The following is a 23,500-nucleotide window of genomic DNA, read 5'->3' as shown; positions in this document are numbered from 1 at the left end:
CATCCCGCGTGCCGGCCCGGCGTCGCGCGGGGCGCCGCCCTTACGCGCCGACGCCCGTGTCGGCGGCGAGTACGGCGTCGCCGCGGAGCAGCGCCGGCTCCGGCAGCGGCAACTGGATCTTGTGGGCGGCCTCCCAGTCGTAGACCAGGCCGGGCCGCACCTGCGCCGCGAAGTAGTCCACGGCGCTCATCCCGCCCACCACCGGCTCGTCGACCTCGGCGACCAGCTGGGCCGGGACCAGGGTGAACCCGTTCTGCAGGGCGGCGCTGAGCCGACGGTGCCCGTCGACCACGAAGAAGTACTCGCCGGTGAAGCCGATCTTCAGCGGCTCCAACGACTCGTCGCCGGCCTCGGCCACGTCACCGACGAACTCGCTGTCCCAGAGCCCGCGCAGGGTGGCGATGTCCTCGGTCGGGTAGACCCGGGCCGGGTCCAGCAGCAGCAGCGGCGGGCCGTCGCGCAGCACGTCGGCGCCGAGCGTGCCCTCGTACGCGGCGATGATGTGCTCGACCACCTCGGCCGCGGAGGCCCGGGTGGTGTCGCAGATCAGGTCGTAGTTGCGCAGCCGCGCCTTGTCCACCCCGTAGCGGAGGATGAACCGGTTGCGCTCGCTGGCGCTGCGCTCGCGGAGCTTGGCCTTGGCCTCGTCGTGCGAGGTGTAGCTCTCCGCCGGGCCGGACGGGCGGGCCAGCACCCGGCGGGCCGCCTCACCCGGTTCGGTGATCATGTGCACCTTGAGCGCGTCGGTGAAGAAGTGCCAGGCCAGCCGCGAATCCATGATCAGGTGCTCGCCGGAGGCGGCGATGTCCCGCTGGAGCTGGTCGACGTACCCGTCGACGGCCTGGTCCAGCTCGGCGTGCAGGTTGAGCTGCAAGGCGGTCATCTGCCGCTGCTGCGCCATCTCCCGATAGAGGTCACCCACGCTGACCCGGCGCATGCCGAGCCGCTTGGCGATCTCCACCGACACGGTGCTCTTGCCGCTGCCGAGGTCGCCGTTGAAGACGATAGATTGTCGAACGGTCACGACTGGTCCACCCCTGATAACCGGCTTCCTGACATCATCGACATCGCGTCCGACCGACGCGTTCCTGGGCCGTCGTACACCCGAGCATGACGGGCGATGCTACCACCTCGCCGCCAGCGCTTTGCCGGACGCGGTGTGCGGGCAGCGGTCGCCGGGTCGGCGTCGGCCGCCGGCCAGCCGCGGAAAAACGGTCAGAACAGGCTCAGCGGATCGACCTGGAGACGAACCGGGTCGGCGGCCTTGCGGGCGGCGCGCAGTCCGGCTGCCGAGTGCAGCGCCTCGGCGAGCGCGGCGGCCCGCGCCCGGGGCACCCGCAGCAGCATCCGCTCGCGCCCCTCGTCGGCCGGCACCGGCCCGAGCACCTCGGCGTCGTCGGGCAGCCGGGCGGCGGCGAGCAGGTCGGCCACCGCCTCGGCCGGGCCGGTGACGCTCGCCATCCGTACCGCCGGCGGGAAACCCAGCTCGCGGCGCTCGGCCAACTCCCGGCCGGCGAACCAGGCGGCGTCCCAGCGCAGCAGCGCCTGCACCGGGGCGAGCGCGCCGTCGGCGACCACCACCACCCGGCCGGCCGGCGCCGGCCGGGCCAGGGCCGCGGCGGCCAGCCAGCGGCGCAGCGCCTCCTCGCCGGCCCGCAGGTCGGCCCGGGTCAGCAGGGCCCACGAGTCGAGCAGCAGCACCGCGCCGTAGCCGCCCGCCGCGACCGGTTCGGCGCCGGGCGTGGCGACGACCAGGGCCGCCGTCCCCGGCACGTCGGTCAGCACCTCCTCGCGTCCCGACGTCCGCACCGGCACGTCCGGGAACGCCCGGCCCAACTCCTCGGCGGTACGCCGGGCGCCGGTTACCGCCGCCCGCAGCCGCCGCCCGCCGCACTGCGGACAGGCGTACGCGGCGGCGACCCGGGCGCACCACCGGCAGACGGGGGTGCCCCCGGCCGACGGCAGGGCGAGCGGACCGGCGCAGTGCGCGCAGCGGGCCGGGGTGCGGCAGTCGGCGCAGGAGACCGAGGGCAGGTAGCCGCGGCGGGGCACCTGCACCAGCACCGGCAGGCCCGCCCGGAGCGCGTCGCGGGCAGCCGTCCAGGCCAGGCTGGGCAGCCGGGCGGTGGCCGCGCCGGGATCCCGGGCCAGCTGCGGATCGTCGCCGGTCGGCGCGATGGCCGGGATCCGCGCCCGGACCGTGGCCCGGTCGGCGACCACCTCGCGGGCCCAGCCGGTCTCCAGCAGCAACTGCGCCTCGGCCGTGCGCGCGTACCCGCCCACCAGCGCGGCGGCCTCGGTGAGCCGCGCCCGGGTGAGCAACACGTCCCGGGCGTGCGGGTAGGGCGCGCGGGGTTCGGAGTGCAGGTCGTCCCCGTCGTCCCAGACGGCAACGAGACCGAGCCGGCGCACCGGGGCGAACATCGCCGCCCGGGTGCCGATGACCACCGGCACCTGCCCGCGACGGGCGGCGAGGAACGCCCGGTAGCGCCGGGCCGGCCCGAGGGCGGCGGAGAGGATGACGTGCCGCCCCGGACCCAGCACGTCGGTCAGCGCCGCGTCGAGCCGGTCGAGGTCACGCGCGTCGGGCACCACCACCACCGCGCCGCGCCCCCCGGCCACGGTGGCGGCGACCGCGTCGGCGTAGCGGGCGGCCCAGTCCTCGCCCGGCAGCGCCGACCAGACCGCCCGGGCCGGCCGGCCGTCGGTGAGCGCCCGCAGCAACGCCGGACCGGCCGGATAGTCCCGCCACCCCCTCGGGTCGACGGACTCGGCGGGCTGCGCCGACACGGCATCGCCGGACCCGGCCAGCCCGCCCGGCACGGCGGCATCGCCGGATTCGGGGTCGGCGGCGGGCTCCTTCTCGACCCGGGCGTGCCGGGGTGGCACGGCGAGCCGCAGGACGTCGGCGAGGTTGCCCGCGTACCGGTCGGCGACGGCGCGGGCCAGGCGGGCGACCTCGGGCGTCAGCACCGGCTCGGGCGAGACGACCTTCTCCAGGTAGGCGAGCCGGCCGGTGTGCCCGGAGTCGTCGGCGCGCTCCAGCAGCCAGCCGTCGACGAGTTGCCCCGCGAAGCGCACCTTCACCCGGGTGCCGGGCACCGCCTGGTCGTCCAGCTCGGCCGGCACGAGGTAGTCGAACGGGCGGTCCAGGTGCGCCAGCGGCACGTCCACGCAGACGCGCGCGACCGGCGACCCCTGCGCGGGTCGCCGGTCGCTACGCCTGGTGGCGGTCAGGCTCCCGCGGCCGACTTGAGGTCGGCGGCCCGGTCGGTGCTCTCCCAGGTCAGGTCCGGCAGCTCCCGGCCGAAGTGGCCGTACGCGGCGGTCTGCTGGTAGATCGGGCGGAGCAGGTTGAGGTCCCGGATGATCGCGGCCGGGCGCAGGTCGAACACCTCGGAGACGGCGCTCTCGATCGAGGCGACCGGCACGGTCTCGGTGCCGAACGTCTCGATGAAGAGGCTCACCGGGTGCGCCTTGCCGATGGCGTAGGCGACCTGCGCCTCGCACCGCTCGGCGAGGCCGGCGGCGACCACGTTCTTGGCCACCCACCGCATCGCGTACGCGGCCGAGCGGTCCACCTTGGACGGGTCCTTGCCGGAGAACGCGCCGCCGCCGTGCCGGGCGTACCCACCGTAGGTGTCGACGATGATCTTGCGGCCGGTCAGGCCGGCGTCACCCATCGGACCGCCGATCTCGAACCGGCCGGTCGGGTTCACCAGCAGCCGGTAACCGTCGGTGTCCAGACCGAGGCTCTCCAGCTCGGGGGCGATCACGGAGTCACGCACGTCGGGGGTCAGCAGCGACTCCAGCGAGATGTCCGCGGCGTGCTGGCTGGACACCACGACGGTGTTCAGCCGGACCGGGCGCAGCCCCTCGTACTCGATGGTGACCTGGGTCTTGCCGTCCGGCCGCAGGTACGGGATGGTGCCGTCCTTGCGGACCGCGGCGAGCCGACGCGCCAGCCGGTGGGCCAGGGCGATCGGCAGCGGCATCAGCTCCGGCGTCTCGGAGCAGGCGAAGCCGAACATCATGCCCTGGTCGCCGGCGCCCTGCGCGTCCAACGCGCTCTCCGAGGCGCCGGTCCGCAGCTCGAAGGCGTTGTCGACGCCCTGCGCGATGTCCTCGGACTGCGCGCCGATCGAGACGCTGACCCCGCAGGAGGCCCCGTCGAAACCCTTCTTCGACGAGTCGTAGCCGATGTCGAGGATGGTCCGGCGGACGATCGTCGGGATGTCGGCGTACGCCTTGGTGGTGACCTCGCCGGCGATGTGCACCTGGCCGGTGGTGATCATGGTCTCGACCGCGACCCGGCTGTGCGGGTCCTCGGCGAGCAGGGCGTCCAGGATGCCGTCGCTGATCTGGTCGGCGATCTTGTCCGGGTGGCCTTCCGTGACCGATTCGGACGTGAAGAGGCGGCGTGTCACGGCACTCCTAAGCGTGTGAGGTCGTTCCGCGGCAGTCTAATCACCGCTGCGGCCGGTGTCGGGATCGGTCGCGCTCTGTTCCACCCGTCAGGAGCGGTTGGCCAGCCGCGCCACGACGAGGTCCCACACGGTGTCGGCCACCGCCTCCTTGGCCTGCTCCGGCAGTCGGCTCACCGAGCCGTCCGCGCCGATGACCGTCACCGTGTTGGTGTCGGCACCGAAGACCCGGTCCGGACCGACCTCGTTGATCACGATGAGGTCGGCCCGCTTCCGGGCCAGCTTCGCCCGGCCGTTGGCCTCCGCGTCGCCGGTTTCGGCGGCGAACACCACCAGCACCTGCTCCGGCCGCTTGCGCTGGCCGAGCTCCGCCGCGATGTCCGGGTTCGTGACGAGCTCGATGGTGGGAGCGACACCGTCGTCCGACTTCTTGATTTTGCCAGGCGCGTACGTCGCCGGTCGGAAATCGGCCGGAGCCGCCGCCATCACGACCGCGTCGGCCTCGGCGGCGGCCGTCAGGGTCGCCTCGCGCAACTCGGCGGTCGTGCCGACCCGGACCAGGTCGACACCGGCGGGGTCGGCGAGCGAGACGTTGGCCGCGATCAGCGTGACCCGGGCGCCCCGGGCGACCGCCGCTCGCGCGAAGGCGTACCCCTGCTTGCCGGAGGAACGGTTGCCGAGGAAGCGGACCGGGTCCAGCGGCTCGCGGGTGCCACCGGCGGTGACCACCAGCCGGCGACCGGTCAGGTCGGCCGGGGCGGCGACGCCCCGGGCGAGGACCTGGCGGGCGACCGCGAAGATCTCCGCCGGGTCGGGCAGCCGGCCCTTGCCGGTGTCGGCGCCGGTGAGCCGCCCGACGGCGGGCTCGATCACCCGGACGCCCCGGGAACGCAGCGTGGCGACGTTGGCGACGGTGGCCGGGTGTTCCCACATCTCGGTGTGCATGGCCGGGGCCAGCAGCACCGGGCAGCGGGCGGTCAGCAACGTGTTGGTCAGCAGGTCGTCGGCGAGCCCGTGGGCGGCCTTGGCGAGCAGGTCGGTCGTGGTCGGCGCGACCACCACCAGGTCGGCCTGCTTGCCGAGGCGGACGTGCGGCACCTCGTGCACGTCGGACCAGACGTCGTCGGCGACCGGCTGGCCGGAGAGCGCCGCCCAGGTCGGCGCGCCGACGAACCGCAGCGCCGACGCGGTCGGCACGACACGGACCCGGTGGCCGGACTCGGTGAAGAGTCGCAGCAGCTCACACGCCTTGTAGGCGGCGATGCCGCCGCCGACCCCGAGGACGATCGAGGCGGACATCGACGGGGACGGACCTACGGCTGGTCGGTCGGCTCGGCGGTGAGCAGACCGCCGTTGATCTCGCGCATGGCGATGGAGAGGGGCTTCTCCTGCGGGGTGGTCTCGACGAGCGGGCCGACGTACTCCAGCAGGCCCTCACCGAGCTGGCTGTAGTAGGCGTTGACCTGGCGCGCGCGCTTCGCGGCGAAGATGACCAGCGCGTACTTCGACGTCGTCTTCTCGAGGAGCTCGTCGATCGGCGGGTTGGTGATGCCTTCGGGGTTGGCGATGGATCCCACGAATTAACCTCTGCGTCTTTCGAGCCGCGCGGACGCGGTGCTGAGTCCCGACGGCGGCCGGCCGTCAGCCACGCACACGCGACCAGGCCGGATCCGGATAAGTTGAACCGAGTAAGCCTACCAGCTCGTCCACCACCCGATCGGTGAGGTCGTGCGTGAGGGTGTCCGCGAAGGCGGCCGTCACGACGGCGTCGAGGCGGCGTCCGGGCGGGAGCAGCAGCACCAGCCGCGCGTCGGGCACCCGGGCCCGCACCAGCCGGGCACCGGTCAGGTCGAGCGGAAGCAGGACCTGCTGCCCGGCGTCGAGCCGGGCGCGCAGCGGCGGATGCAGGGTCCCCCGGCGGTACGCGCCGATCCGGGACCACTCCAGCAGCTCGCCCGCGGCCACCCGGCGCTCGAACTCGGCCGGGGCGAGGAACACCCGCTGCTCGCCATCGGTCTCCGGCTCCCGGCGCGGCCTGGTCGTTGCCGGCACCGGGATCCACACGGACGGGAAACGCGCCCGGACGAGCTCGACGACACTCTCCCTGCCGGAACCCGAAGGTCCAGCCAGGACAGTGAGCCGAGCCGCCGGGCGCGCCTCGTCATCCGTGCTCACTGCTTGTTTCTACACGCTGCCAGGTTCAGTTGGCGGCGAACTCTCCAAGCAGTGCCTTGCGCTGCTGCTCGCCGAGGCCGCGCAGACGACGGCTGTCGGCGATCTTGAGCTTCTCCATGATCTGGGTAGCCCGGATCTTGCCGATGCCCGGCATCGCCTGCAGGACGGCCGAAACCTTGAGCTTGCCCACGACGTCGTCGCTCTCGGCGCGCTCGAGGACGGCACCAAGGGTGGTCTTGCCCTGCTTGAGCTGCTCCTTCAGCTCGGCACGGGCCTTGCGGATCTCCGCGGCCTTCTCGAGCGCGGCAGCGCGCTGTTCGGGGGTCAGTGACGGGAGCGGCACCAGTTCTCCTCAGGTCCCTATCGCGGCGGGCGGGGCGCACCGCCGCATCTGTGAAACGTGGTGTCGCTGTGAACCAAGGGGTCCATGGTTCCCAGCGCGGGGAAAACTAGCGGTCAACGGAGCTTTCGGCAACGTGGGCGCGCGATGATCACCGCAAAGTGACCGAGCCGTCAGTCAGTCACCGGGCAGCCAGAACGGCCCGGCACTCACCCAGCACCCGGTCCGCGGCGGCCCGCAGGGCGTCGACATCCGGTCCCGCCGACAGGACCTCGCGGGAGTACGACGGGAGCACCGCGGCGAGGCTGGAGCCGAAGACGGTACGCAGATCGGCGGCGCCCGCGCCCTGCGCGCCGAGCCCCGGAGCGAGCAGCGGACCCCCCACGGTGGAGAGGTCATGACCGGTGTCACCGATGGTGGCCCCGACCACCAGACCGAAGCTGCCGAGCGGGTCCGCACCACTGTTGAGCTGGGAAATCTCGTCGATGACGGTCTGCGCGACGGTGCGTCCGTCGGCCGTGCGGGCCCGCTGCACGGCCGCGCCCTCCGGGTTGGAGGTGAGCGCCAGCACGAAGACGCCGCCGCCGTGTTTCGCGGCCAACTCGAACATCGGGGCCAGCGAACCTACTCCCAGGTAGGGACTGGCCGTGACCGCGTCGACATACAGCGGGCTGGATGGATCCAGGTACGCCGAGGCGTACGCGCTGACCGTTGAGCCGATGTCGCCGCGCTTGACGTCGAGCAGAACGAGCGATCCGGCTTCCCGTAACTGTCGGATAGTTGACTCAAGAATCGCCACACCGCGGGATCCGAACCGCTCGAAAAAGGCCGACTGAGGCTTGACAACCGCAACCCGGTCACCGAGCGCATCCACCACGGTTCGGGTGAACCGGTCCAGACCGTCGACATCGTCCGCGAGCCCCCACCGGGCGAGCAGACCGGGATGCGGGTCGATGCCCACACAGAGCGGTCCGCGCTCGGTGACCGCCCGGTGCAGCCGGGTGCCGAAGCTCTCCATCGGCGTACTTCCCCTCTTGTCGTCGGGCGGCGGTCCCGCCGCCCGGGATACTCGTCGACCGCCGCTCAGCCGGCCGCCACGGCCGCCGCCACCCCGGCCGCGATCCGGGCCAGGTCGGCGTCGTCGGTGACGTACGGCGGCATCGTGTAGATCAGGTCCCGGAAGGGCCGCAGCCAGACGCCCCGGTCGGCGGCGGCCACGGTGGCCGCGCCCAGGTCGACGTCGTGGTCGAGTTGGACCACGCCGATCGCCCCGAGCACCCGCACGTCGGCCACGCCCGGAGCGGCGCGCAGCGGCTCCAGTCCGGCGCGTAGGCCCGCGCCGATCCGGGACACCTGCGCCGCCCAGTCGCCGGCCCGCAGCAGCCCGATGGAGGCGTTGGCGACCGCGCAGGCCAGCGGGTTGCCCATGAACGTCGGACCGTGCGCCAGGACGCCGTCGGCGGAGATCCCCCGGGCGATCTCCGGGGTGCACAGCGTCGCGGCCAGGGTCAGGTAGCCCCCGGTGAGTGCCTTGCCCACGCACATCACGTCCGGGGACACCCCGGCGTGCTCGGCGGCGAACATCGTGCCGGTACGGCCGAACCCGGTGGCGATCTCGTCGAAGATCAGCAGTACCCCGTGCGCGCGGGTCACCTCGCGCAGCACCCGCAGGTAGCCGGGGTGGTGGAAACGCATCCCGCCCGCGCCCTGCACCACCGGCTCCACGATGACCGCGGCCAGTTCGTGGGCGTGCCGCTCGACGGCGTCCACCAACGCCGCCACGTACGCCTCGTCGGGCGGATCGGCGAACCCGCCCGGCGGCACCGGGGCGAAGACCTGCCGGGGCAGCACGTCACCCCAGAGGTGGTGCATCCCGCCCTCGGGGTCGCAGACGCTCATCGGGTGGAAGGTGTCGCCGTGGTACCCGCCCCGCCAGGTGGCCAGCCGCCGCCGTTCCGGCCGGCCGACCGCCCGCTGGTACTGCAGGCACATCTTCACGGCCACCTCGACGCTCACCGACCCGGAGTCGGCCAGGAACACGTGTTCCAGCCCGTCCGGGGCCAGCTCGACCAGGGTGCGGGCGAGCCGCACGGCGGGCTCGTGGGTGAGTCCGCCGAACATGACGTGGCTCATCCGCCCGAGCTGGTCGGTCACGGCCGCGTCCAGCACCGGGTGCCGGTAGCCGTGGACCGCCGCCCACCAGGACGACATCCCGTCCACCAACTCCCGGCCGTCGGCCAACCTCAGCCGTACCCCCTCGGCGCTGCGGACCACGAACGGCGCGTTCGCCGGCGGCAGCGCAGCGTACGGATGCCAGACGTGCGCCCGGTCGACGGCCAGGATCTCCTCGGGTGTCACGCGTACTCCTTCCAAGCGCCAGCGGGCCGGGCGCCGGCGGCCCGGGCGGCGGTCGTCAGGCCGCCGGTCGGGCCGTTCCTCCTCATCCTTTGCTCTGCTTCAACGGAGGCAACGCCCGGTGTCCGGATATCGGACGCCGGCCGTTGCGCGGGTTGAAGCAGAGCAAAGGGACCGATGGCTGCCGGCAGCGCAGCACCTCGCCGATGAACGGCCGGGCGCTGCAGGGGCGAATTCCTGGCGCAGAGCGGGCGCGGCGCGGCGCGTGGCAGGGCCAGCAGCGGACCCGGGCCGGTCACCGCCCGGCGACCGGGTCCGGCGCCACCGCTGTGGTCGCCGCGCGGGCCACGGCGCGGACCAGGGCCGGACCCCGGTAGATGAAGCCCGTGTAGAGCTGCACCAGGGCCGCGCCGGCGTCGAACATCCGGGCCGCGTCGTCCGGGTCCAGCACCCCGCCGACGCCGATGATCGGCAGTCGGCCGCCGGTCTCGCGGTGCACGAAGGCGACCACGTCCCGGGCGCGGCCGGTCAACGGTCGGCCGGACAGACCACCGGTTTCGGCGCCGCGCGCGGCGTCCCCCGGGGCCAGCCCGTCCCGGGACAGGGTGGTGTTGGTGGCGATCACCCCGGCCGCGCCCCGGGCCAGACAGACCTCCAGCAGCTCGGCGATGGCCGCCTCGGTCAGGTCGGGTGCGATCTTGACCAGCACCGGCTTCTCCCCCACCAGCGCGCCGAGCAGCGCGTCCAGGTGGGCACGGTCCTGCAACGACCGCAGGCCCGGGGTGTTCGGCGACGACACGTTCACCGCGAAGTAGTCGCCGTGCCCGCGCAGCGCCCGGTACGAGGTGAGGTAGTCCTCGACCGCCTCGTCGAGCGGGGTCACCTTGGACTTGCCCAGCGAGATGCCCAACGGCACCCCGATCGGGCGCGGTAGCGCCGCCAGCCGGGCGGCCAGCGCGGCGGCCCCGGCGTTGTTGAAGCCCATCCGGTTGATCACGGCCTCGCTGGCCGGCAGCCGGAAGAGCCGGGGCCGTGGGTTACCGGGCTGGGGGTGCGCGGTGACCGTGCCGACCTCCACGAAGCCGAACCCGAGCGCCGGCCAGGCCGGCAGCGCCGCGCCGTCCTTGTCCATGCCGGCGGCCAACCCGACCGGGTTCGGGAACCGCACCCCGAACACGGTGCGCCCAGCGTCGACGGCGTACCGGGACCGCAGCGCGGCCAGGGCCACCGGACGCCGCGACAGCGCGGTCAACCGCCGCAGCGTCCACTCGTGCGCCGCCTCGGCGTCCCCGCCGCCGAGGCGGAACAACCCGGGTCGGACGACCCGCTCGAACACCGTCACTGGGCCGCCCGCAGTGTGGCGTGCAGGTCCTGCAACGGGCGCACCTGCATGTCGCCCCGGATCCGGGCCTCGATCCCCATCACGGCCGCAGCGGCCCCGGGAACCGTGGTGATGCAGGGGATGTCCGCGGTGACGGCCGCGCTGCGGATCTCGTAGCCGTCGGAGCGGGCACTCGCGCCCGAACCCTGCGGCGTGTTGATCACCAGTGCGACGTGGCCGCCGAGGATCAGCGACACCGCGTCGTCACCCTCGCCGGCCTGGTAGTGCTTGCGGATCTGCTCGCAGGCGATGCCGTGCCGGCGCAGCACCTCGGCGGTACCGGCGGTCGCCACGATCTCGAAGCCCAGGTCGGCCAGCCGCTTGATCGGGAAGATCATGCCGCGCTTGTCCCGGTTCGCCACCGACACGAAGATCTTCCCGGTGGTCGGCAACGACCCGTACGCGGCCGACTGGCTCTTGGCGAAGGCGTGCCCGAAGTTGGTGTCGATGCCCATCACCTCACCCGTCGACTTCATCTCCGGGCCGAGCAGCGAGTCGATCCCCTTGCCCGCGCGGGTCCGGAAGCGCTTGAACGGCAGCACCGCCTCCTTGACCGCGATCGGCGCGTCGGCGGGCATCGTGCCCCCGTCCCCCGTCGCCGGGAGCAGACCCTCGGCGCGCAGCTCGGCGATGGTCGCGCCCAGCGCGATCCGGGCCGCCGCCTTGGCCAGCGGCACCGCCGTCGCCTTGGAGACGAACGGAACGGTCCGCGACGCGCGCGGGTTCGCCTCCAGCACGTAGAGCACGTCGTCCTTGAGCGCGTACTGCACGTTGAGCAGACCGCGGACGCCGACACCCCGGGCGATGGCCTCGGTGTACCGGCGGACCTCGGCCAGGTGCGAGCCGGCGAGGGTGATCGGCGGCAGCGCGCAGGACGAGTCTCCGGAGTGGATACCGGCCTCTTCGATGTGCTCCATCACGCCACCGATGTAGACCTCGCCGTCGGCGTCGCACAGGGCGTCCACGTCGATCTCGATGGCGTCGTCGAGGAACCGGTCCACCAGCACCGGGTGGTCACCGGAGATGTCGGTGGCCCGGCCGATGTAGTCGCGCAGCGTCGGGTCGTCGTACACGATCTCCATGCCGCGCCCACCGAGCACGTAGGACGGACGGACCAGCACCGGGTAGCCGATCTCGTCGGCGATCGCCTTGGCCTCGTCGTACGAGGTGGCCAGACCGTGCGCCGGCGCGCGCAGCCCGGCGCGGGCCAGCACGGCGCCGAACGCGCCCCGCTCCTCGGCCAGGTGGATCGACTCCGGCGAGGTGCCGACCACCGGCACGCCCGCGTCCTTGAGCCGCTGCGCCAACCCCAGCGGGGTCTGCCCGCCGAGCTGCACGACCACGCCGACCACGCCCGGCCCGCCGGCCGCCCGGCCGGAGGAGTCCTCCGCGTGCCAGGCCTCCAGCACGTCCTCGAAGGTCAGCGGCTCGAAGTAGAGCCGGTCGGCGGTGTCGTAGTCGGTCGACACCGTCTCCGGGTTGCAGTTGACCATCACGGTCTCGTAGCCGGCCGCCCGCAGCGCTTGTACCGCGTGCACGCACGAGTAGTCGAACTCGATGCCCTGCCCGATCCGGTTCGGGCCGGAGCCCAGGATCAGCACCTTCGGCCGGTCCGACGGCACGACCTCGGTCTCAAGGTCGTACGACGAGTAGTGGTAGGGCGTGGTGGCCTCGAACTCGGCCGCGCAGGTGTCGACGGTCTTGTAGACCGGGCGCACGTCGAGGCGGTGCCGCAGGGCGCGTACGCCGTCCTCGGCCGCCAGCTCCGGGCGCAGCGCGGCGAGCTGCCGGTCGGACAGGCCGGCCCGCTTGGCGCGGCGCAGCAGCTCGGCGTCGAGCACCGGCGCGTCGACGATCTCGGTCCGCAGCTCGATCAGCGCGGCGATCTGGTCCAGGAACCAGGGGTCGATGCCGCCGGACGCCTCGGCGACCTCGGCGATCGACGCGCCCAGACGCAGCGCCCGTTCGACGGTGTAGAGCCGGCCGTCGTGCGGGACGCGCAACGCGGCCAGGGTGTCCGCGAGAGTGACGCCGTCGGGGTCGGGGGTGGTCCAGAACCCGACCGCCTTCGTTTCCATCGACCGCATGGCCTTGTTCAGCGCCTCGGTGAAGTTGCGGCCCAGGCTCATCGCCTCGCCCACCGACTTCATGGTGGTGGTCAGCTCCGGGTCCGCGCCGGGGAACTTCTCGAACGCGAACCGGGGGATCTTCACCACCACGTAGTCCAGGGTCGGCTCGAACGCCGCCGGGGTCTTCAACGTGATGTCGTTGGGGATCTCGTCGAGCGTGTAGCCGATGGCCAGCTTCGCGGCGATCTTCGCGATCGGGAAGCCGGTCGCCTTGGAGGCCAACGCCGAGGAACGCGACACCCGGGGGTTCATCTCGATCACGACGATCCGGCCGTCGACCGGGTTGACCGCGAACTGGATGTTGCAGCCGCCGGTGTCCACCCCGACCTCGCGCAGCACGGCGATGCCCAGGTCCCGAAGGTGCTGGTACTCCCGGTCGGTGAGCGTCATGGCCGGGGCCACGGTGACGCTGTCGCCGGTGTGCACACCCATCGGGTCGACGTTCTCGATGGAGCAGACCACCACGACGTTGTCGTGCCGGTCGCGCATCAGCTCGAGCTCGTACTCCTTCCACCCGAGCACGCTCTCCTCGATGAGCACCTCGTGCACCGGGCTGGCCGCCAGGCCGTCGCCGGCGATCCGGGCCAGGTCCTCCGGGGTGTGCGCCATGCCGGAGCCCAGGCCGCCCATGGTGAACGACGGCCGGATCACCACCGGCAGACCCAGCTCGGCGACGGTCGCCTCGACCTCCTCCATCGAGTGGCACACCCGGGAGCGGGGCACCAGCGAGGTCGGGTCGTCGACGCCGAGGCGTACGCCGGCCTTCGCGACGATCTCCTTGAAGAGCTGGCGGTCCTCACCCCGGTTGATGGCGTCGATGTTCGCGCCGATCAGCTCGACGCCGTACTTCGCCAGGACGCCGTTGGAGTGCAGGGCGACGGCGGTGTTCAGCGCGGTCTGCCCGCCGAGGGTCGGCAGGATCGCGTCCGGACGCTCCTTGGCGATGACCAGCTCGACGAACTCCGGGGTGATCGGCTCGACGTAGGTAGCGTCGGCGAACTCCGGGTCGGTCATGATCGTGGCCGGGTTGGAGTTGACCAGGCTGACCCGGATCCCCTCGCTGCGCAGCACTCGGCACGCCTGGGTACCGGAGTAGTCGAACTCGCAGGCCTGCCCGATGACGATCGGCCCGGAGCCGATCACCAGGATGTGCTTGAGATCGGTCCGCTTAGGCATTCGCGCGCCCCTTGCTGTGGTTCCGGCCTTCGATCAGCTCGGCGAAACGGTCGAAGAGGTAGTCGGCGTCGTGCGGGCCGGCTGCCGCCTCCGGGTGGTACTGGACGGTGAAGGCGGGCACGTCCACGGCCCGCAGCCCCTCGACCACGTTGTCATTGAGGCAGACGTGCGAAACGCGTACGCCACCGAAGTCGGTGTCGATCACCTGGTCCGGGACGACGGCGCCGGCGCCCGGCACCTCGACCGCGAAGCCGTGGTTGTGGCTGGTCACCTCGACCTTGCCGGTGGCCCGGTCGAGCACCGGCTGGTTGATTCCCCGGTGGCCGTAGCCCAGCTTGTAGGTGCCGAAGCCGAGCGCCCGGCCGAGGATCTGGCTGCCGAAGCAGATGCCGAACAGCGGCACCTGCCGCCGCAGCGCCTCCCGGGCCACCGCCACCGGACCGTCGGCCGTGGCCGGGTCGCCGGGCCCCGGCGACAGGAAGATCGCGTCGGCGCCGGTGGCGAGCAGGTCCTCGATGCTCGACGACGCCGGCAGCACGTGGGTGGTCACCCCGCGCGCGGCGAGCCGGCGCGGCACGTTGCGCTTGATGCCAAGGTCGAGCGCGGCCACCGTGAACCGGTGCTCGCCGATCGCGTCGACGACGTACGACTCCGGGGTGGTCACCTCGGCGGACAGGTCCGCGCCGACCATCTGCGGCGACTGGCGGACCCGGGCCAGCAGGCTCTGCGGGTCCTTCTCGACGCTGGAGATGCCCACCCGCATGGCGCCCCGCTCGCGCAGGTGCCGGGTCAGCGCCCGGGTGTCCACCCCGCTGATGCCCACCACACCCTCGGTGGCGAGGCGGTCCTCGAGGCCGCCGGTGGCCCGCCAGTTCGAGCCGATCCGGGCCGGGTCGCGGACCACGTAACCGGCCACCCAGATCCGGCCGGACTCGTCGTCCTCGTCGTTGACGCCGGTGTTGCCGATGTGCGGGGCGGTCTGCACGACCACCTGACGGTGGTAGGACGGGTCGGTCAGCGTCTCCTGGTAACCGGTCATGCCGGTGGTGAAGACCGCCTCGCCGAACGTCTCCCCCACGCTGCCGTACGCCTCACCGGGGAAGGTGCGCCCGTCCTCGAGCACGAGGATCGCGGAACGTCTACGCGTCACTTGATTGCCTTTCCGTCCAGGACCGTCGGCTCGCCGCGCAGGAAGGTCGCCACGATGCGACCCGGCAGCGTCATGCGGGCGTACGGGGTGTTGCGACTACGGCTGGCCAGCTCCGCCGGCTCGATGGTGCGGCGGGCGGCCGGGTCGATCAGGGTCAGGGTGGCCGGCACGCCCGGGGCGGGGTCGACGCCGTGCCCGGTCAGCCCCGCGATCCGGGCCGGGGTGCGGGACATCCGCTCGGCGATCAGGTCCCACTCGGGACCGAGCACGTCCAGCGCGATGGAGAGCGCCGTCTCCAGGCCGAGCATGCCCGGCCGGGCGTACGCCCACTCGCACTCCTTGTCCTCCACGGCGTGCGGAGCGTGGTCGGTGGCGATGATGTCGATCACCCCGTCGGCGAGCGCGGCACGCAGCGCGGCGATGTCGGCGTCGGTCCGCAGCGGCGGGTTCACCTTGAAGACCGGGTCGTAGGTTTCCGCACGCTCGTCGGTGAGCAGCAGGTGGTGCGGGGTGACCTCGGCGGTGACGCGTACCCCGCGGGCCTTGGCCTGGCGCAGCACCTCGACGCTGCCGGCGGTGGAGACGTGGCAGACGTGCAGGCGGCTGCCCACGTGCTCGGCGAGCAGCACGTCCCGGGCGATGATCGCCTCCTCGGCGACCGCCGGCCAGCCGATCAGCCCGAGCCGGGTGGAGACCTCACCCTCGTGCATCTGGGCGCCCTCGGTGAGGCGGGGTTCCTCGGCGTGCTGGGCGATGATCCCGTCGAACGCCTTGACGTACTCCAGAGCCCGGCGCATCAGCAGCGGGTCGGCGACGCAGTGCCCGTCGTCGGAGAAGATCCGTACCCGGGCCGCGGAGTCGGCCATCGCGCCCAGCTCGGCGAGGCGCTCGCCGGCCAGCCCGACGGTGACCGCGCCGATCGGCTGCACGTCGACCAGCCCGGCCTCCCGGCCGAGCCGCCAGACCTGCTCGACCACGCCGGCGGTGTCCGCGACCGGCGACGTGTTGGCCATCGCGCAGACCGCCGTGTAGCCGCCCAGCGCCGCCGCCCGCGACCCGGACTCGACCGTCTCGGCGTCCTCCCGGCCGGGTTCGCGCAGGTGGGTGTGCAGATCGACCAGACCGGGCAGGGCGACCAGGCCGGCGCCGTCGATGACGGTGGCGTCCGGCGCGGACAGTCCCGGGCCGACCTCGGCGACGACGCCGTCGCGGATCAGCAGGTCGGTCGGCGCGGCGCCGACGATGCTCACGCTGGTGATGAGGTACGCGGTCACCGGTTGTTCCCTCCGAGCAGCAGGTACAGGACGGCCATCCGGACGGAGACCCCGTTGGTGACCTGTTCGACGATGGTGGAGCGGGGTGAGTCGGCGACCTCGGGGGTGATCTCCATCCCCCGGTTCATCGGGCCGGGGTGCATGACGATCGCGTGTTCCGGCAGGCGGCGCATCCGGGGACCGTCCAGCCCGTAGCGGCGGGCGTACTCGCGGGCGGAGGGGAAGTAGGAGTCCCGCATCCGTTCCCGCTGCACGCGCAGCATCATCACCACGTCCACGTTCGGCAGCACCGAGTCGAGGTCGTACGAGACGTCGGTGCCCGGGGCGAGCGCCGCGGCGATGTCGACGGGGATGAGCGTGGGCGGACCGACCAGGGTGACCTTCGCGCCGAGGGTGGACAGCAGCAGCACGTTCGAGCGGGCCACCCGGGAGTGCAGCACGTCCCCGACCACCGCGACCGACAGGCCGGCGAGCCGGCCCAGCCGGGACCGCATGGTGTACGCGTCGAGCAGCGCCTGGGTGGGGTGTTCGTGGGTGCCGTCGCCGGCGTTCACCACCGACCCGTCCACCCAGTTGGCCAGCCGGTGCGGGGCGCCGGAGGCGGGATGCCGTACGACGACCGCGTCGGCGCCCATGGCCTGCAGGGTCAGCGCGGTGTCCTTCAGGCTCTCGCCCTTGGCGACGCTGGACCCCTTGGCGGAGAAGTTGATCACGTCGGCGCTGAGTCGCTTCGCGGCCGCCTCGAACGAGATCCGGGTCCGGGTGGAGTCCTCGTAGAAGAGGTTCACCACCGTCCGCCCGCGCAGCGCGGGCAGTTTCTTGATCTCCCGGCCGGCCACGGTGGCCATCTCGGCGGCGGTGTCCAGGATCTCGGTGGCGGTGTCGGCGTCCAGGTCCGCGCCGGAGAGCAGGTGCCTGATCATGAGTGAGCTCCCCCGTAGAGCTTGACCTCGTCGGTCCCGTCGGTCTCGGCGAGCGTCACCTTGACGCTCTCGGCGAGCGCGGTGGGGATGTTCTTGCCGACGTAGTCGGCGCGGATCGGCAGTTCGCGGTGGCCACGGTCGACCAGCACGGCGAGTTGCACCGATGCCGGGCGGCCGACGTCGTTGAGCGCGTCGAGCGCCGCCCGCACGGTGCGTCCGGAGAAGAGCACGTCGTCGACGAGGATCACCCGCTTGCCGTCGATGCCGCCGCTGGGCACCTGGGTGGGGCCGATCGCGCGGGTGGCGTGCCGGCGCAGGTCGTCACGGTAGAGCGTGATGTCGAGCACACCGACCGGGACGTCGACGTCCTCGAAGGTGCTGATCCGGGCGGCGAGCCGCCGCGCGAGGGGGGCACCCCGGGTGGGAATCCCGAGCAGCACGGTGTCGGCCGCGCCCTGGGTCTTCTCCAGGATCTGGTGGGCGATCCGGTCGACCACCCGCTGCACGTCGGCGCTGGCGAGGATCACCTTCACCGAGGGTTGTCGCGGTGGTGACGGGCGGGCAGCCGGTGGGGACGCCACGGCGGACCTCCTTCCCCGCCTCACGGGACGGGTCGTTAAAGGATGTCGGGCACCTCCGGCCGGGAAGCGGGAGCTGCCCTGACCGGGGCTTCACGCCACGTTACCAGTGGTCACCGCGCCGGCCGACGGCGGCCGCTGACCACCGGATCAGATCTTCGAAACACCGCCGACCCCCTCGACGCTCCCCAACGGTAAGGTCACGACCACTTGACCAGGTGTCCCATTCCCCGTACCGTCACGCTCCGTAGCGATCGACGGGAGAACCCCGAGCAGCACTGGGAGTGTCCGAATGCCCTCTGAATACGCCAAATCTCTGGGCGCCCGCCTGCGCTCCATCCGCCAGCAGCAGGGCCTCTCCCTGCAGGGTGTGGAGGAGAAGTCGAACGGGCGGTGGAAGGCCGTGGTGGTCGGCTCGTACGAGCGTGGCGACCGGGCCGTGACGGTGTCCCGTCTGGCCGAGCTGGCCGAGTTCTACCGGGTCCCCGTCTCGGAGCTGCTGCCCGACGGCAGCGGTGTCCGGCACGAGCCCACCAGCAAGATCGTCCTGGACCTGGAGCGGCTCTACGACGAGGCCTCCGAGGACCTGGCCTACGTCGCCCGCTACGCCCGCGCGATCCAGCAGCAGCGCGGTGACTACAACGGCCGGGTGCTCTCCATCCGCGCCGACGACCTCCGGGCGCTCGCCATCGTCTACGACGCCTCGCCGTCGGGTCTGATCGAGCGGCTCACCGAGCACGGCGTGCTGGTGGCCGACCCCCGGGCGTTCTTCGCCTCCTGAGCTGTCGCTTCACCCGATCTGCCGTTCGACGAGAAGGGCCCGTGCCGGTGGCACGGGCCCTTCTCGTTCGCGGTGCTCGCGTCGGCTCAGCGGGTGGCGTACTCGGCGATGCGGCCGAGCACCCCGTTGAGGAAGCGCGGTGAGTCGTCGGTGGACATCTGCCGGGCCAACTCGACCGCCTCGCTGATCGCCACCGCGTCGTCGATCTCGTCGACGTAGAGCAACTCGTAGACGGCGATCCGGGCCAGGTTGCGGTCGACCACCGGCATCCGGTCGAGGGTCCACCCCTCGGCGTAGCTGGCGATCAGCTCGTCGATCCGGTCCAGGTGCTCGGCGACCCCCTCGATGAGCCCCACGGTGTAGCTCAGGTGCTCCGGGCGGGGCTGCTCGATGCGCTGGAGGTAACCGGCCAGGACCTCCACGGGCGGCCGATCCCGCAGGTCGGCCTCGTAGAGGACGTCCAGCGCCCGCTTGCGCGCCTTGCGGCGCGCCGGCATCTGCTGCTTGGGACCCTCAGCCATCAGGCGCGGCCGAGGTAACGGCCGTCGCGGGTGTCGACCTTGATCTTCTCACCGGTGGTGATGAACAGCGGGACCGGCACGGTGGCGCCGGTCTCGACCGTCGCCGGCTTGGTGCCACCGGTCGAACGGTCGCCCTGCAGGCCCGGCTCGGTGTAGGTGACCTCGAGCACGACGCTGGTGGGCAGCTCGATGTAGAGCGGCACGTCCTCGTGGGTGGCGACGGTCGCCTCCGCCTCGGGCAGCAGGTAGTTGGCTGCCTCCCCGACGGTGCCGCCGGGCACGGTGATCTGGTCGAAGGTCTCCAGATCCATGAAGACGTAGTCCTCGCCGTCGGCGTACAGGTACTGCATCGTGCGCTTGTCCACGGTCGCGGTCTCGACCTTGGTGCCCGCGTTGAAGGTCTTGTCGACCACCTTCCCGGACAGCACGTTCTTCAGCGTGGTGCGCACGAACGCGCCACCCTTACCGGGCTTGACGTGCTGGAACTCGACGACGGCCCAGAGCTCGCCGTCAAGGTTGAGTACCAGGCCGTTTTTGAGGTCGTTGGTGGAGGCCATTTCCTGCCTTGATCATCAATTGGCGGACAGACCCGGCAAGTCTACAAGCTGCGCCGAGACGCGTTACCCGCCGTGGTCGCCACTCGCGCAAACCGACGCCCGATGCCCATCCATCATCACTATCCGTTATCGCCGACTCGCCGCCGTGTGCACGTCCTTGACCCTTTGCTCTGCTTCAACGGAGGCAACAGTCACGGTCAGTGCCGCACCATGATCGGCACCCCACCTCGACTCACCCCAGAGATCAGCAGCTCAGGGCGGGTGTTGCCTCCGTTGAAGCAGAGCAAAGGAGGCGAAGCAGAAGGGCGCTCCCCTTCGTCGGGCGAGGAGGCGACCACTAGCAGTGACATTGCCGAGCGCCGGCGACATCACTGAGGGTGAAACTGCGGAATGGGATGGTTCAGTCGACGCGGGCGGCCAGGTGATGCAGGGCGAGGCGATAGCCGTCGATACCGAGACCGCAGATCACCCCGGTCGCCACCGCGGAGATCACCGAATGGTGCCGGAACTCCTCGCGGGTGTGGATGTTGGAGATGTGCACCTCCACCAGCGGCCCGCGCAGCATCGCGCAGGCGTCGCGCACCGCGTACGAGTAGTGCGACCAGGCGGCCGGGTTGAGCACCACGGCGGCGCCCTCGTCGGCGGCGTCGTGCAGCCAGCCGAGCAGCTCGTGCTCGGCGTCGGTCTGCCGGACCGTGACGTCGAGCCCCAACTCCCGACCGGTGGTCTCGCAGAGCGCCACCAGGTCGGCGTAGCTGGTCGAGCCGTACACGGTGGGCTCCCGGGTGCCCAGCCGACCCAGGTTCGGCCCGTTCAGCACGTACACCCTCATGGAACAACCAGCTCGCGGTAGGCGGCTTCGAGCAGGGCGTCGTCCGGGCCCTCCAGCATGGCCGGGCGGGCCAGCCCGTCCAGCACCACGAACCGCAACCGGGCGCCCCGGGCCTTCTTGTCGACCCGCATCGTGGCCAGCAGCCGCGGCCAGGCCTCGGCCGCGTAGCTCACCGGCAGGCCGAGCGCGGTCAGGGTGCGCCGGTGCCGGTCGGCGGTCGGGGCGTCCAGCCGGCCGGCGAGCCGGGCCAGGGTGGCGGCGTACACCAGGCCGACCGCCACCGCGTGACCGTGCCGCCAGCGGTAGCCCTCGTTCTGCTCGATCGCGTGCGCCAGGGTGTGGCCGTAGTTGAGCACCTCCCGCACACCCGACTCGCGCAGGTCGCCGGCGACCACGTCGGCCTTGACCCGGATGGCCCGCTCGATCAGCTCCCGGGTCACCGGCCCGCGCGGGTCGGTGGCCGCCGCCGGGTCACGCTCGACGAGATCCAGGATCACCGGGTCGGCGATGAACCCGCACTTGACCACCTCGGCCAACCCGGCCGCGAGGTCGACGGCGGGCAGGCTGTCCAGGGTGGCCAGGTCGGCGAGCACACCGACCGGCGGGTGGAACGCGCCCACCAGGTTCTTGCCGGCGGCGGTGTTGATCCCCGTCTTGCCGCCCACGGCCGCGTCCACCATGCCCAGCAACGAGGTGGCGACCGGCACCCAGCGCACCCCGCGCAGCCAGCAGGCCGCGACGAATCCCGCCAGGTCGGTGACCGCGCCGCCGCCCACCCCGACCACGGCGTCGGTACGGGTGAACCCGGCCGCGCCGAGCCGGTCCCAACAGGCGGCCGCCACGTCGATCTGCTTGCCCGACTCCGCGTCGGGCACCTCGACCGGCAGCGGGTCGACGCCCACCGCGCGCAGCCGTTCACCGATCGCGTCGGCCAGGGCCTTGAGCGGGGGCGTGTGCAGCACCGCCACCCGGGTCGCGCCGGGCAGCAGCCCCGGCAGCGCGCCCAGCAGGTCGCGTCCGACAAGCACGTCGTACGGTCGTTCGCCGCCGACCGGAATCCGGGTCACCTCGTCCATCGCCGGCAGCCTAGTCGAGCGGAGCACGCGGTGCGGGCGGCTGTCCACCTGCTGGCCGGGTGGACCAGTCCGCCAGGCGACGGGCGTGCGCGGCCACCTCGGCGCGCAGCGCCTCCGGACGCCGCACGGTGAAGGGGCAGCCGAGACCGGCGAGCAACACGGCCATCCCGGGCAGGCTCTCCGCCCGGGCGCGCAGCAGCACCCCGTCGGCACCGGCGGTCAATTCGGCGACGGTGGGCGGGATACGGCGACGCACGGCGTCCAGATCGGTCTCCAGCAGCACCTCCACCTCGTGGGCGTACGGCACCCCGGCCAGCGAGCGGGTCACCCAGGCGACCGCGTCGAAGTCGTCCGGCACCCGGAAGGTCGCCGAGCGGGGAGTCACGGCGCCGATCCGGTCCAACCGGAAGGTGCGGATCTCACCGCGCCGGTGGTCGTGGCCGGTGACGTACCAGCGGCCGGCGTGGACGACCAGCCCGTACGGGTCGAGTTCCCGGTGCGACTCCTCGCCGCGCCAGGAGCGGTAGTCCAACGCCACCCGCTGCCCGCGACGGGCGGCCGAGGCGAGGGCGAGCAGGGTGCCCGGGGCCGGACCGTGCTCCCGCCCGGCGCGCGGCAGGGTGAAGCCCAGGTGTTCCTGCACGGCGGCCAGCCGGTCGGCGAGCGCCTCCGGAAGCACCCGGCGGATCTTCGCCAGCGCGGTCGCGGTGGCCGGCTGCTCGGAAGCGATCCCGAGCCGTTCCGCGACGACCAGGCCGAGCAGCACGGCCACCGCCTCGTCGTCGGTGAGCATCAGCGGCGGCAGCTTGTACCCGGGACGCAGTCGGTAACCGCCGTGGCGACCCCGGTCGGCGGTGACCGGAATGCCCAGGTCGATCAGCGTGGCGGCGTACCGGCGCACGGTCCGTTCGTCCACGCCGAGGCGGGCGGCGAGGTCACCGGCCGTCGCCCGGTGCCGGCTCTGCAGCAGTTCGAGCAGGGCCAGCATCCGACCGGCGGGTTGTGACACGGAGCACTCCTTCAAACCGGGCGAACACTGTCCGGATTCGATCGTACGGTCGACCGGTAAACCGAGAGAAGGAGCGATCGATGGCGACTTTTGTCCTGGTACCGGGCTTCTGGTTGGGCGCCTGGGCGTGGCGGGACGTGACCGTGGCCCTGCGCGGGCAGGGCCACGAGGTGTACCCGATGACGCTCACCGGCCTGGCCGAGCGCGACCACCTGGCCGGGCCGGAGGTGGACCTGCAGACGCACACCACCGACATCGTGCGGCTGATCGAGGTCGAGGACCTGCACGACGTCCTGCTGGTCGGGCACTCCGGCGGCGGCATGCCGGTCGCCCAGGCGGCGGACCGGATCCCGGACCGGATCGCCCGGGTGGTCTACGTGGAGAGCGGACCCCTGCCGGACGGGACCGCGCAGTTCGACACCGTGCCGCCGGAGGAGCAGCAGCGACTGCGCGCCCTGATCGGCGACGGTCACCTGCTGCCCCCGCCGGCCTGGGATCCGACGGCCGACCCGACGAACCTGGCCGGCCTGGACGAGCAGGCGTTGACGCTGCTGCGCGCCCGCAGCACCCCCCAGCCGCTGCGCACGGCCACCGACCCGGTACGGCGTACCGGTGGCCGCCCGGTGCCGACCGCCCTGGTCGCCAGCACCTTTCCGCTGAGCGTGGTGGAGCAGATGATCGCCCAGCGGCATCCGCTCTTCACCGGCCTGACCGGCGGCCGGCTGTTCGATCTGCCCACCGGGCACTGGCCGATGCTCAGCGAGCCGAAGGCGCTGGCCGACGTGCTCGACCTGATCGCCCGAGCCTGACACCGCGCCG

General features: G+C 72.5%; 22 protein-coding genes. 2 read left to right on the top strand and 20 right to left on the bottom strand.

Translation table 11 applies throughout. The annotated features are described in order from the left end of the window. Window positions 1-40: 40 nt before the first annotated feature. From ACN263_RS10520 to pyrR, 15 genes are all read right to left on the bottom strand, one after another. Window positions 41-1,024: an AAA family ATPase gene (locus ACN263_RS10520; protein WP_422739612.1), complete on the bottom strand. Its 984-nt coding sequence runs from the start codon at window positions 1,022-1,024 to the stop codon at window positions 41-43. Between the two features lie 191 nt (window positions 1,025-1,215). Then, entirely contained in the window at window positions 1,216-3,174 is a 1,959-nt protein-coding gene (locus ACN263_RS10515; protein WP_422739611.1) for a primosomal protein N', read from the bottom strand. 59 nt (window positions 3,175-3,233) lie between these two features. Beyond that, window positions 3,234-4,427 carry a methionine adenosyltransferase gene (gene metK, locus ACN263_RS10510; protein WP_355624166.1) on the bottom strand — a complete coding sequence of 398 codons (1,194 nt, stop codon included), beginning with the start codon at window positions 4,425-4,427 and terminating at the stop codon, window positions 3,234-3,236. Window positions 4,428-4,514: 87 nt separating this feature from the next. Then, window positions 4,515-5,723 carry a bifunctional phosphopantothenoylcysteine decarboxylase/phosphopantothenate--cysteine ligase CoaBC gene (gene coaBC / locus ACN263_RS10505; protein ID WP_422739610.1) on the bottom strand — a complete coding sequence of 403 codons (1,209 nt, stop codon included), beginning with the start codon at window positions 5,721-5,723 and terminating at the stop codon, window positions 4,515-4,517. A 14-nt stretch (window positions 5,724-5,737) separates the two neighbouring features. Further along, a complete protein-coding gene (gene rpoZ / locus ACN263_RS10500) occupies window positions 5,738-6,001 on the bottom strand; it encodes a DNA-directed RNA polymerase subunit omega (RefSeq protein WP_074318577.1) in 264 nt (87 codons plus the stop codon). 64 nt (window positions 6,002-6,065) lie between these two features. Continuing rightward, window positions 6,066-6,599, bottom strand: coding sequence for a guanylate kinase (locus tag ACN263_RS10495; RefSeq protein WP_422739609.1), 534 nt, complete (start codon window positions 6,597-6,599; stop codon window positions 6,066-6,068). A 25-nt stretch (window positions 6,600-6,624) separates the two neighbouring features. Further along, window positions 6,625-6,942, bottom strand: coding sequence for an integration host factor, actinobacterial type (gene mihF / locus ACN263_RS10490; protein ID WP_007458370.1), 318 nt, complete (start codon window positions 6,940-6,942; stop codon window positions 6,625-6,627). 178 nt (window positions 6,943-7,120) lie between these two features. Beyond that, a complete protein-coding gene (gene pyrF, locus ACN263_RS10485) occupies window positions 7,121-7,957 on the bottom strand; it encodes an orotidine-5'-phosphate decarboxylase (protein ID WP_422739608.1) in 837 nt (278 codons plus the stop codon). A 65-nt stretch (window positions 7,958-8,022) separates the two neighbouring features. Beyond that, on the bottom strand, window positions 8,023-9,297 hold the full coding sequence (locus ACN263_RS10480; RefSeq protein ID WP_422739607.1) for an adenosylmethionine--8-amino-7-oxononanoate transaminase: 1,275 nt from the start codon (window positions 9,295-9,297) through the stop codon (window positions 8,023-8,025). A 292-nt stretch (window positions 9,298-9,589) separates the two neighbouring features. Beyond that, window positions 9,590-10,636 (bottom strand): quinone-dependent dihydroorotate dehydrogenase, encoded by a 1,047-nt coding sequence (locus ACN263_RS10475; protein ID WP_422739606.1) that lies wholly within the window; start codon window positions 10,634-10,636, stop codon window positions 9,590-9,592. Next, entirely contained in the window at window positions 10,633-13,980 is a 3,348-nt protein-coding gene (gene carB, locus ACN263_RS10470; protein ID WP_422739605.1) for a carbamoyl-phosphate synthase large subunit, read from the bottom strand. Before carB ends, ACN263_RS10475 begins: the two co-directional genes overlap by 4 nt. Beyond that, window positions 13,973-15,130 (bottom strand): glutamine-hydrolyzing carbamoyl-phosphate synthase small subunit, encoded by a 1,158-nt coding sequence (carA, locus tag ACN263_RS10465; protein ID WP_422739604.1) that lies wholly within the window; start codon window positions 15,128-15,130, stop codon window positions 13,973-13,975. Before carA ends, carB begins: the two co-directional genes overlap by 8 nt. After that, window positions 15,127-16,404 (bottom strand): dihydroorotase, encoded by a 1,278-nt coding sequence (locus ACN263_RS10460; protein WP_422739603.1) that lies wholly within the window; start codon window positions 16,402-16,404, stop codon window positions 15,127-15,129. Before ACN263_RS10460 ends, carA begins: the two co-directional genes overlap by 4 nt. Next, the gene (locus tag ACN263_RS10455; RefSeq protein WP_422739602.1) at window positions 16,401-17,327 is read right to left on the bottom strand and encodes an aspartate carbamoyltransferase catalytic subunit; all 927 of its coding nucleotides are present in this window, start codon (window positions 17,325-17,327) and stop codon (window positions 16,401-16,403) included. Before ACN263_RS10455 ends, ACN263_RS10460 begins: the two co-directional genes overlap by 4 nt. Beyond that, window positions 17,324-17,908, bottom strand: a complete 585-nt coding sequence (gene pyrR / locus ACN263_RS10450) for a bifunctional pyr operon transcriptional regulator/uracil phosphoribosyltransferase PyrR (RefSeq protein ID WP_422739601.1) — start codon at window positions 17,906-17,908, stop codon at window positions 17,324-17,326. The genes ACN263_RS10455 and pyrR overlap by 4 nt, the downstream gene beginning before the upstream one ends. Window positions 17,909-18,197: 289 nt before the next feature. On the opposite strand from pyrR, the gene ACN263_RS10445 reads away from it, so the two are divergent. Further along, window positions 18,198-18,686, top strand: a complete 489-nt coding sequence (locus ACN263_RS10445; RefSeq protein WP_007458348.1) for a transcriptional regulator — start codon at window positions 18,198-18,200, stop codon at window positions 18,684-18,686. Window positions 18,687-18,772: 86 nt separating this feature from the next. Here ACN263_RS10445 and nusB read toward each other — a convergent pair whose 3' ends face one another. The 5 genes from nusB to ACN263_RS10420 all read right to left on the bottom strand — a co-directional run bounded on the left by nusB (window position 18,773) and on the right by ACN263_RS10420 (window position 22,681). Further along, a complete protein-coding gene (gene nusB, locus ACN263_RS10440) occupies window positions 18,773-19,183 on the bottom strand; it encodes a transcription antitermination factor NusB (protein ID WP_422740665.1) in 411 nt (136 codons plus the stop codon). 23 nt (window positions 19,184-19,206) lie between these two features. Further along, window positions 19,207-19,764 carry an elongation factor P gene (efp, locus tag ACN263_RS10435; RefSeq protein WP_422739600.1) on the bottom strand — a complete coding sequence of 186 codons (558 nt, stop codon included), beginning with the start codon at window positions 19,762-19,764 and terminating at the stop codon, window positions 19,207-19,209. Window positions 19,765-20,164: 400 nt separating this feature from the next. Further along, the gene (aroQ, locus tag ACN263_RS10430; RefSeq protein WP_422739599.1) at window positions 20,165-20,596 is read right to left on the bottom strand and encodes a type II 3-dehydroquinate dehydratase; all 432 of its coding nucleotides are present in this window, start codon (window positions 20,594-20,596) and stop codon (window positions 20,165-20,167) included. After that, entirely contained in the window at window positions 20,593-21,672 is a 1,080-nt protein-coding gene (gene aroB / locus ACN263_RS10425) for a 3-dehydroquinate synthase (protein WP_422739598.1), read from the bottom strand. Before aroB ends, aroQ begins: the two co-directional genes overlap by 4 nt. 10 nt (window positions 21,673-21,682) lie before the next feature. Then, entirely contained in the window at window positions 21,683-22,681 is a 999-nt protein-coding gene (locus tag ACN263_RS10420) for a helix-turn-helix transcriptional regulator (RefSeq protein ID WP_422739597.1), read from the bottom strand. A gap of 80 nt (window positions 22,682-22,761) precedes the next feature. Here ACN263_RS10420 and ACN263_RS10415 point away from each other — a divergent pair, with 80 nt between their 5' ends. Continuing rightward, the gene (locus ACN263_RS10415) at window positions 22,762-23,490 is read left to right on the top strand and encodes an alpha/beta fold hydrolase (protein ID WP_422739596.1); all 729 of its coding nucleotides are present in this window, start codon (window positions 22,762-22,764) and stop codon (window positions 23,488-23,490) included. Window positions 23,491-23,500 lie beyond the last annotated feature (10 nt).

The organism is Micromonospora sp. WMMD729, from assembly GCF_049315225.1.
Classification (GTDB): domain Bacteria; phylum Actinomycetota; class Actinomycetes; order Mycobacteriales; family Micromonosporaceae; genus Micromonospora.
This window is presented reverse-complemented; position numbering and strand designations above follow the sequence as displayed.

What these genes read in the sequence shown, in the direction of transcription:
- aroB (WP_422739598.1), bottom strand. Translation starts at nt 21,672, where the DNA reads ATGGACGAGGTGACCCGGATTCCGGTCGGCGGCGAACGACCGTACGAC.
- ACN263_RS10445 (WP_007458348.1), top strand. Translation starts at nt 18,198, where the DNA reads ATGCCCTCTGAATACGCCAAATCTCTGGGCGCCCGCCTGCGCTCCATC.
- coaBC (WP_422739610.1), bottom strand. Translation starts at nt 5,723, where the DNA reads ATGTCCGCCTCGATCGTCCTCGGGGTCGGCGGCGGCATCGCCGCCTAC.
- carB (WP_422739605.1), bottom strand. Translation starts at nt 13,980, where the DNA reads ATGCCTAAGCGGACCGATCTCAAGCACATCCTGGTGATCGGCTCCGGG.
- efp (WP_422739600.1), bottom strand. Translation starts at nt 19,764, where the DNA reads ATGGCCTCCACCAACGACCTCAAAAACGGCCTGGTACTCAACCTTGAC.
- nusB (WP_422740665.1), bottom strand. Translation starts at nt 19,183, where the DNA reads ATGCCGGCGCGCCGCAAGGCGCGCAAGCGGGCGCTGGACGTCCTCTAC.
- ACN263_RS10415 (WP_422739596.1), top strand. Translation starts at nt 22,762, where the DNA reads ATGGCGACTTTTGTCCTGGTACCGGGCTTCTGGTTGGGCGCCTGGGCG.
- pyrF (WP_422739608.1), bottom strand. Translation starts at nt 7,957, where the DNA reads ATGGAGAGCTTCGGCACCCGGCTGCACCGGGCGGTCACCGAGCGCGGA.
- ACN263_RS10455 (WP_422739602.1), bottom strand. Translation starts at nt 17,327, where the DNA reads ATGATCAGGCACCTGCTCTCCGGCGCGGACCTGGACGCCGACACCGCC.
- aroQ (WP_422739599.1), bottom strand. Translation starts at nt 20,596, where the DNA reads ATGAGGGTGTACGTGCTGAACGGGCCGAACCTGGGTCGGCTGGGCACC.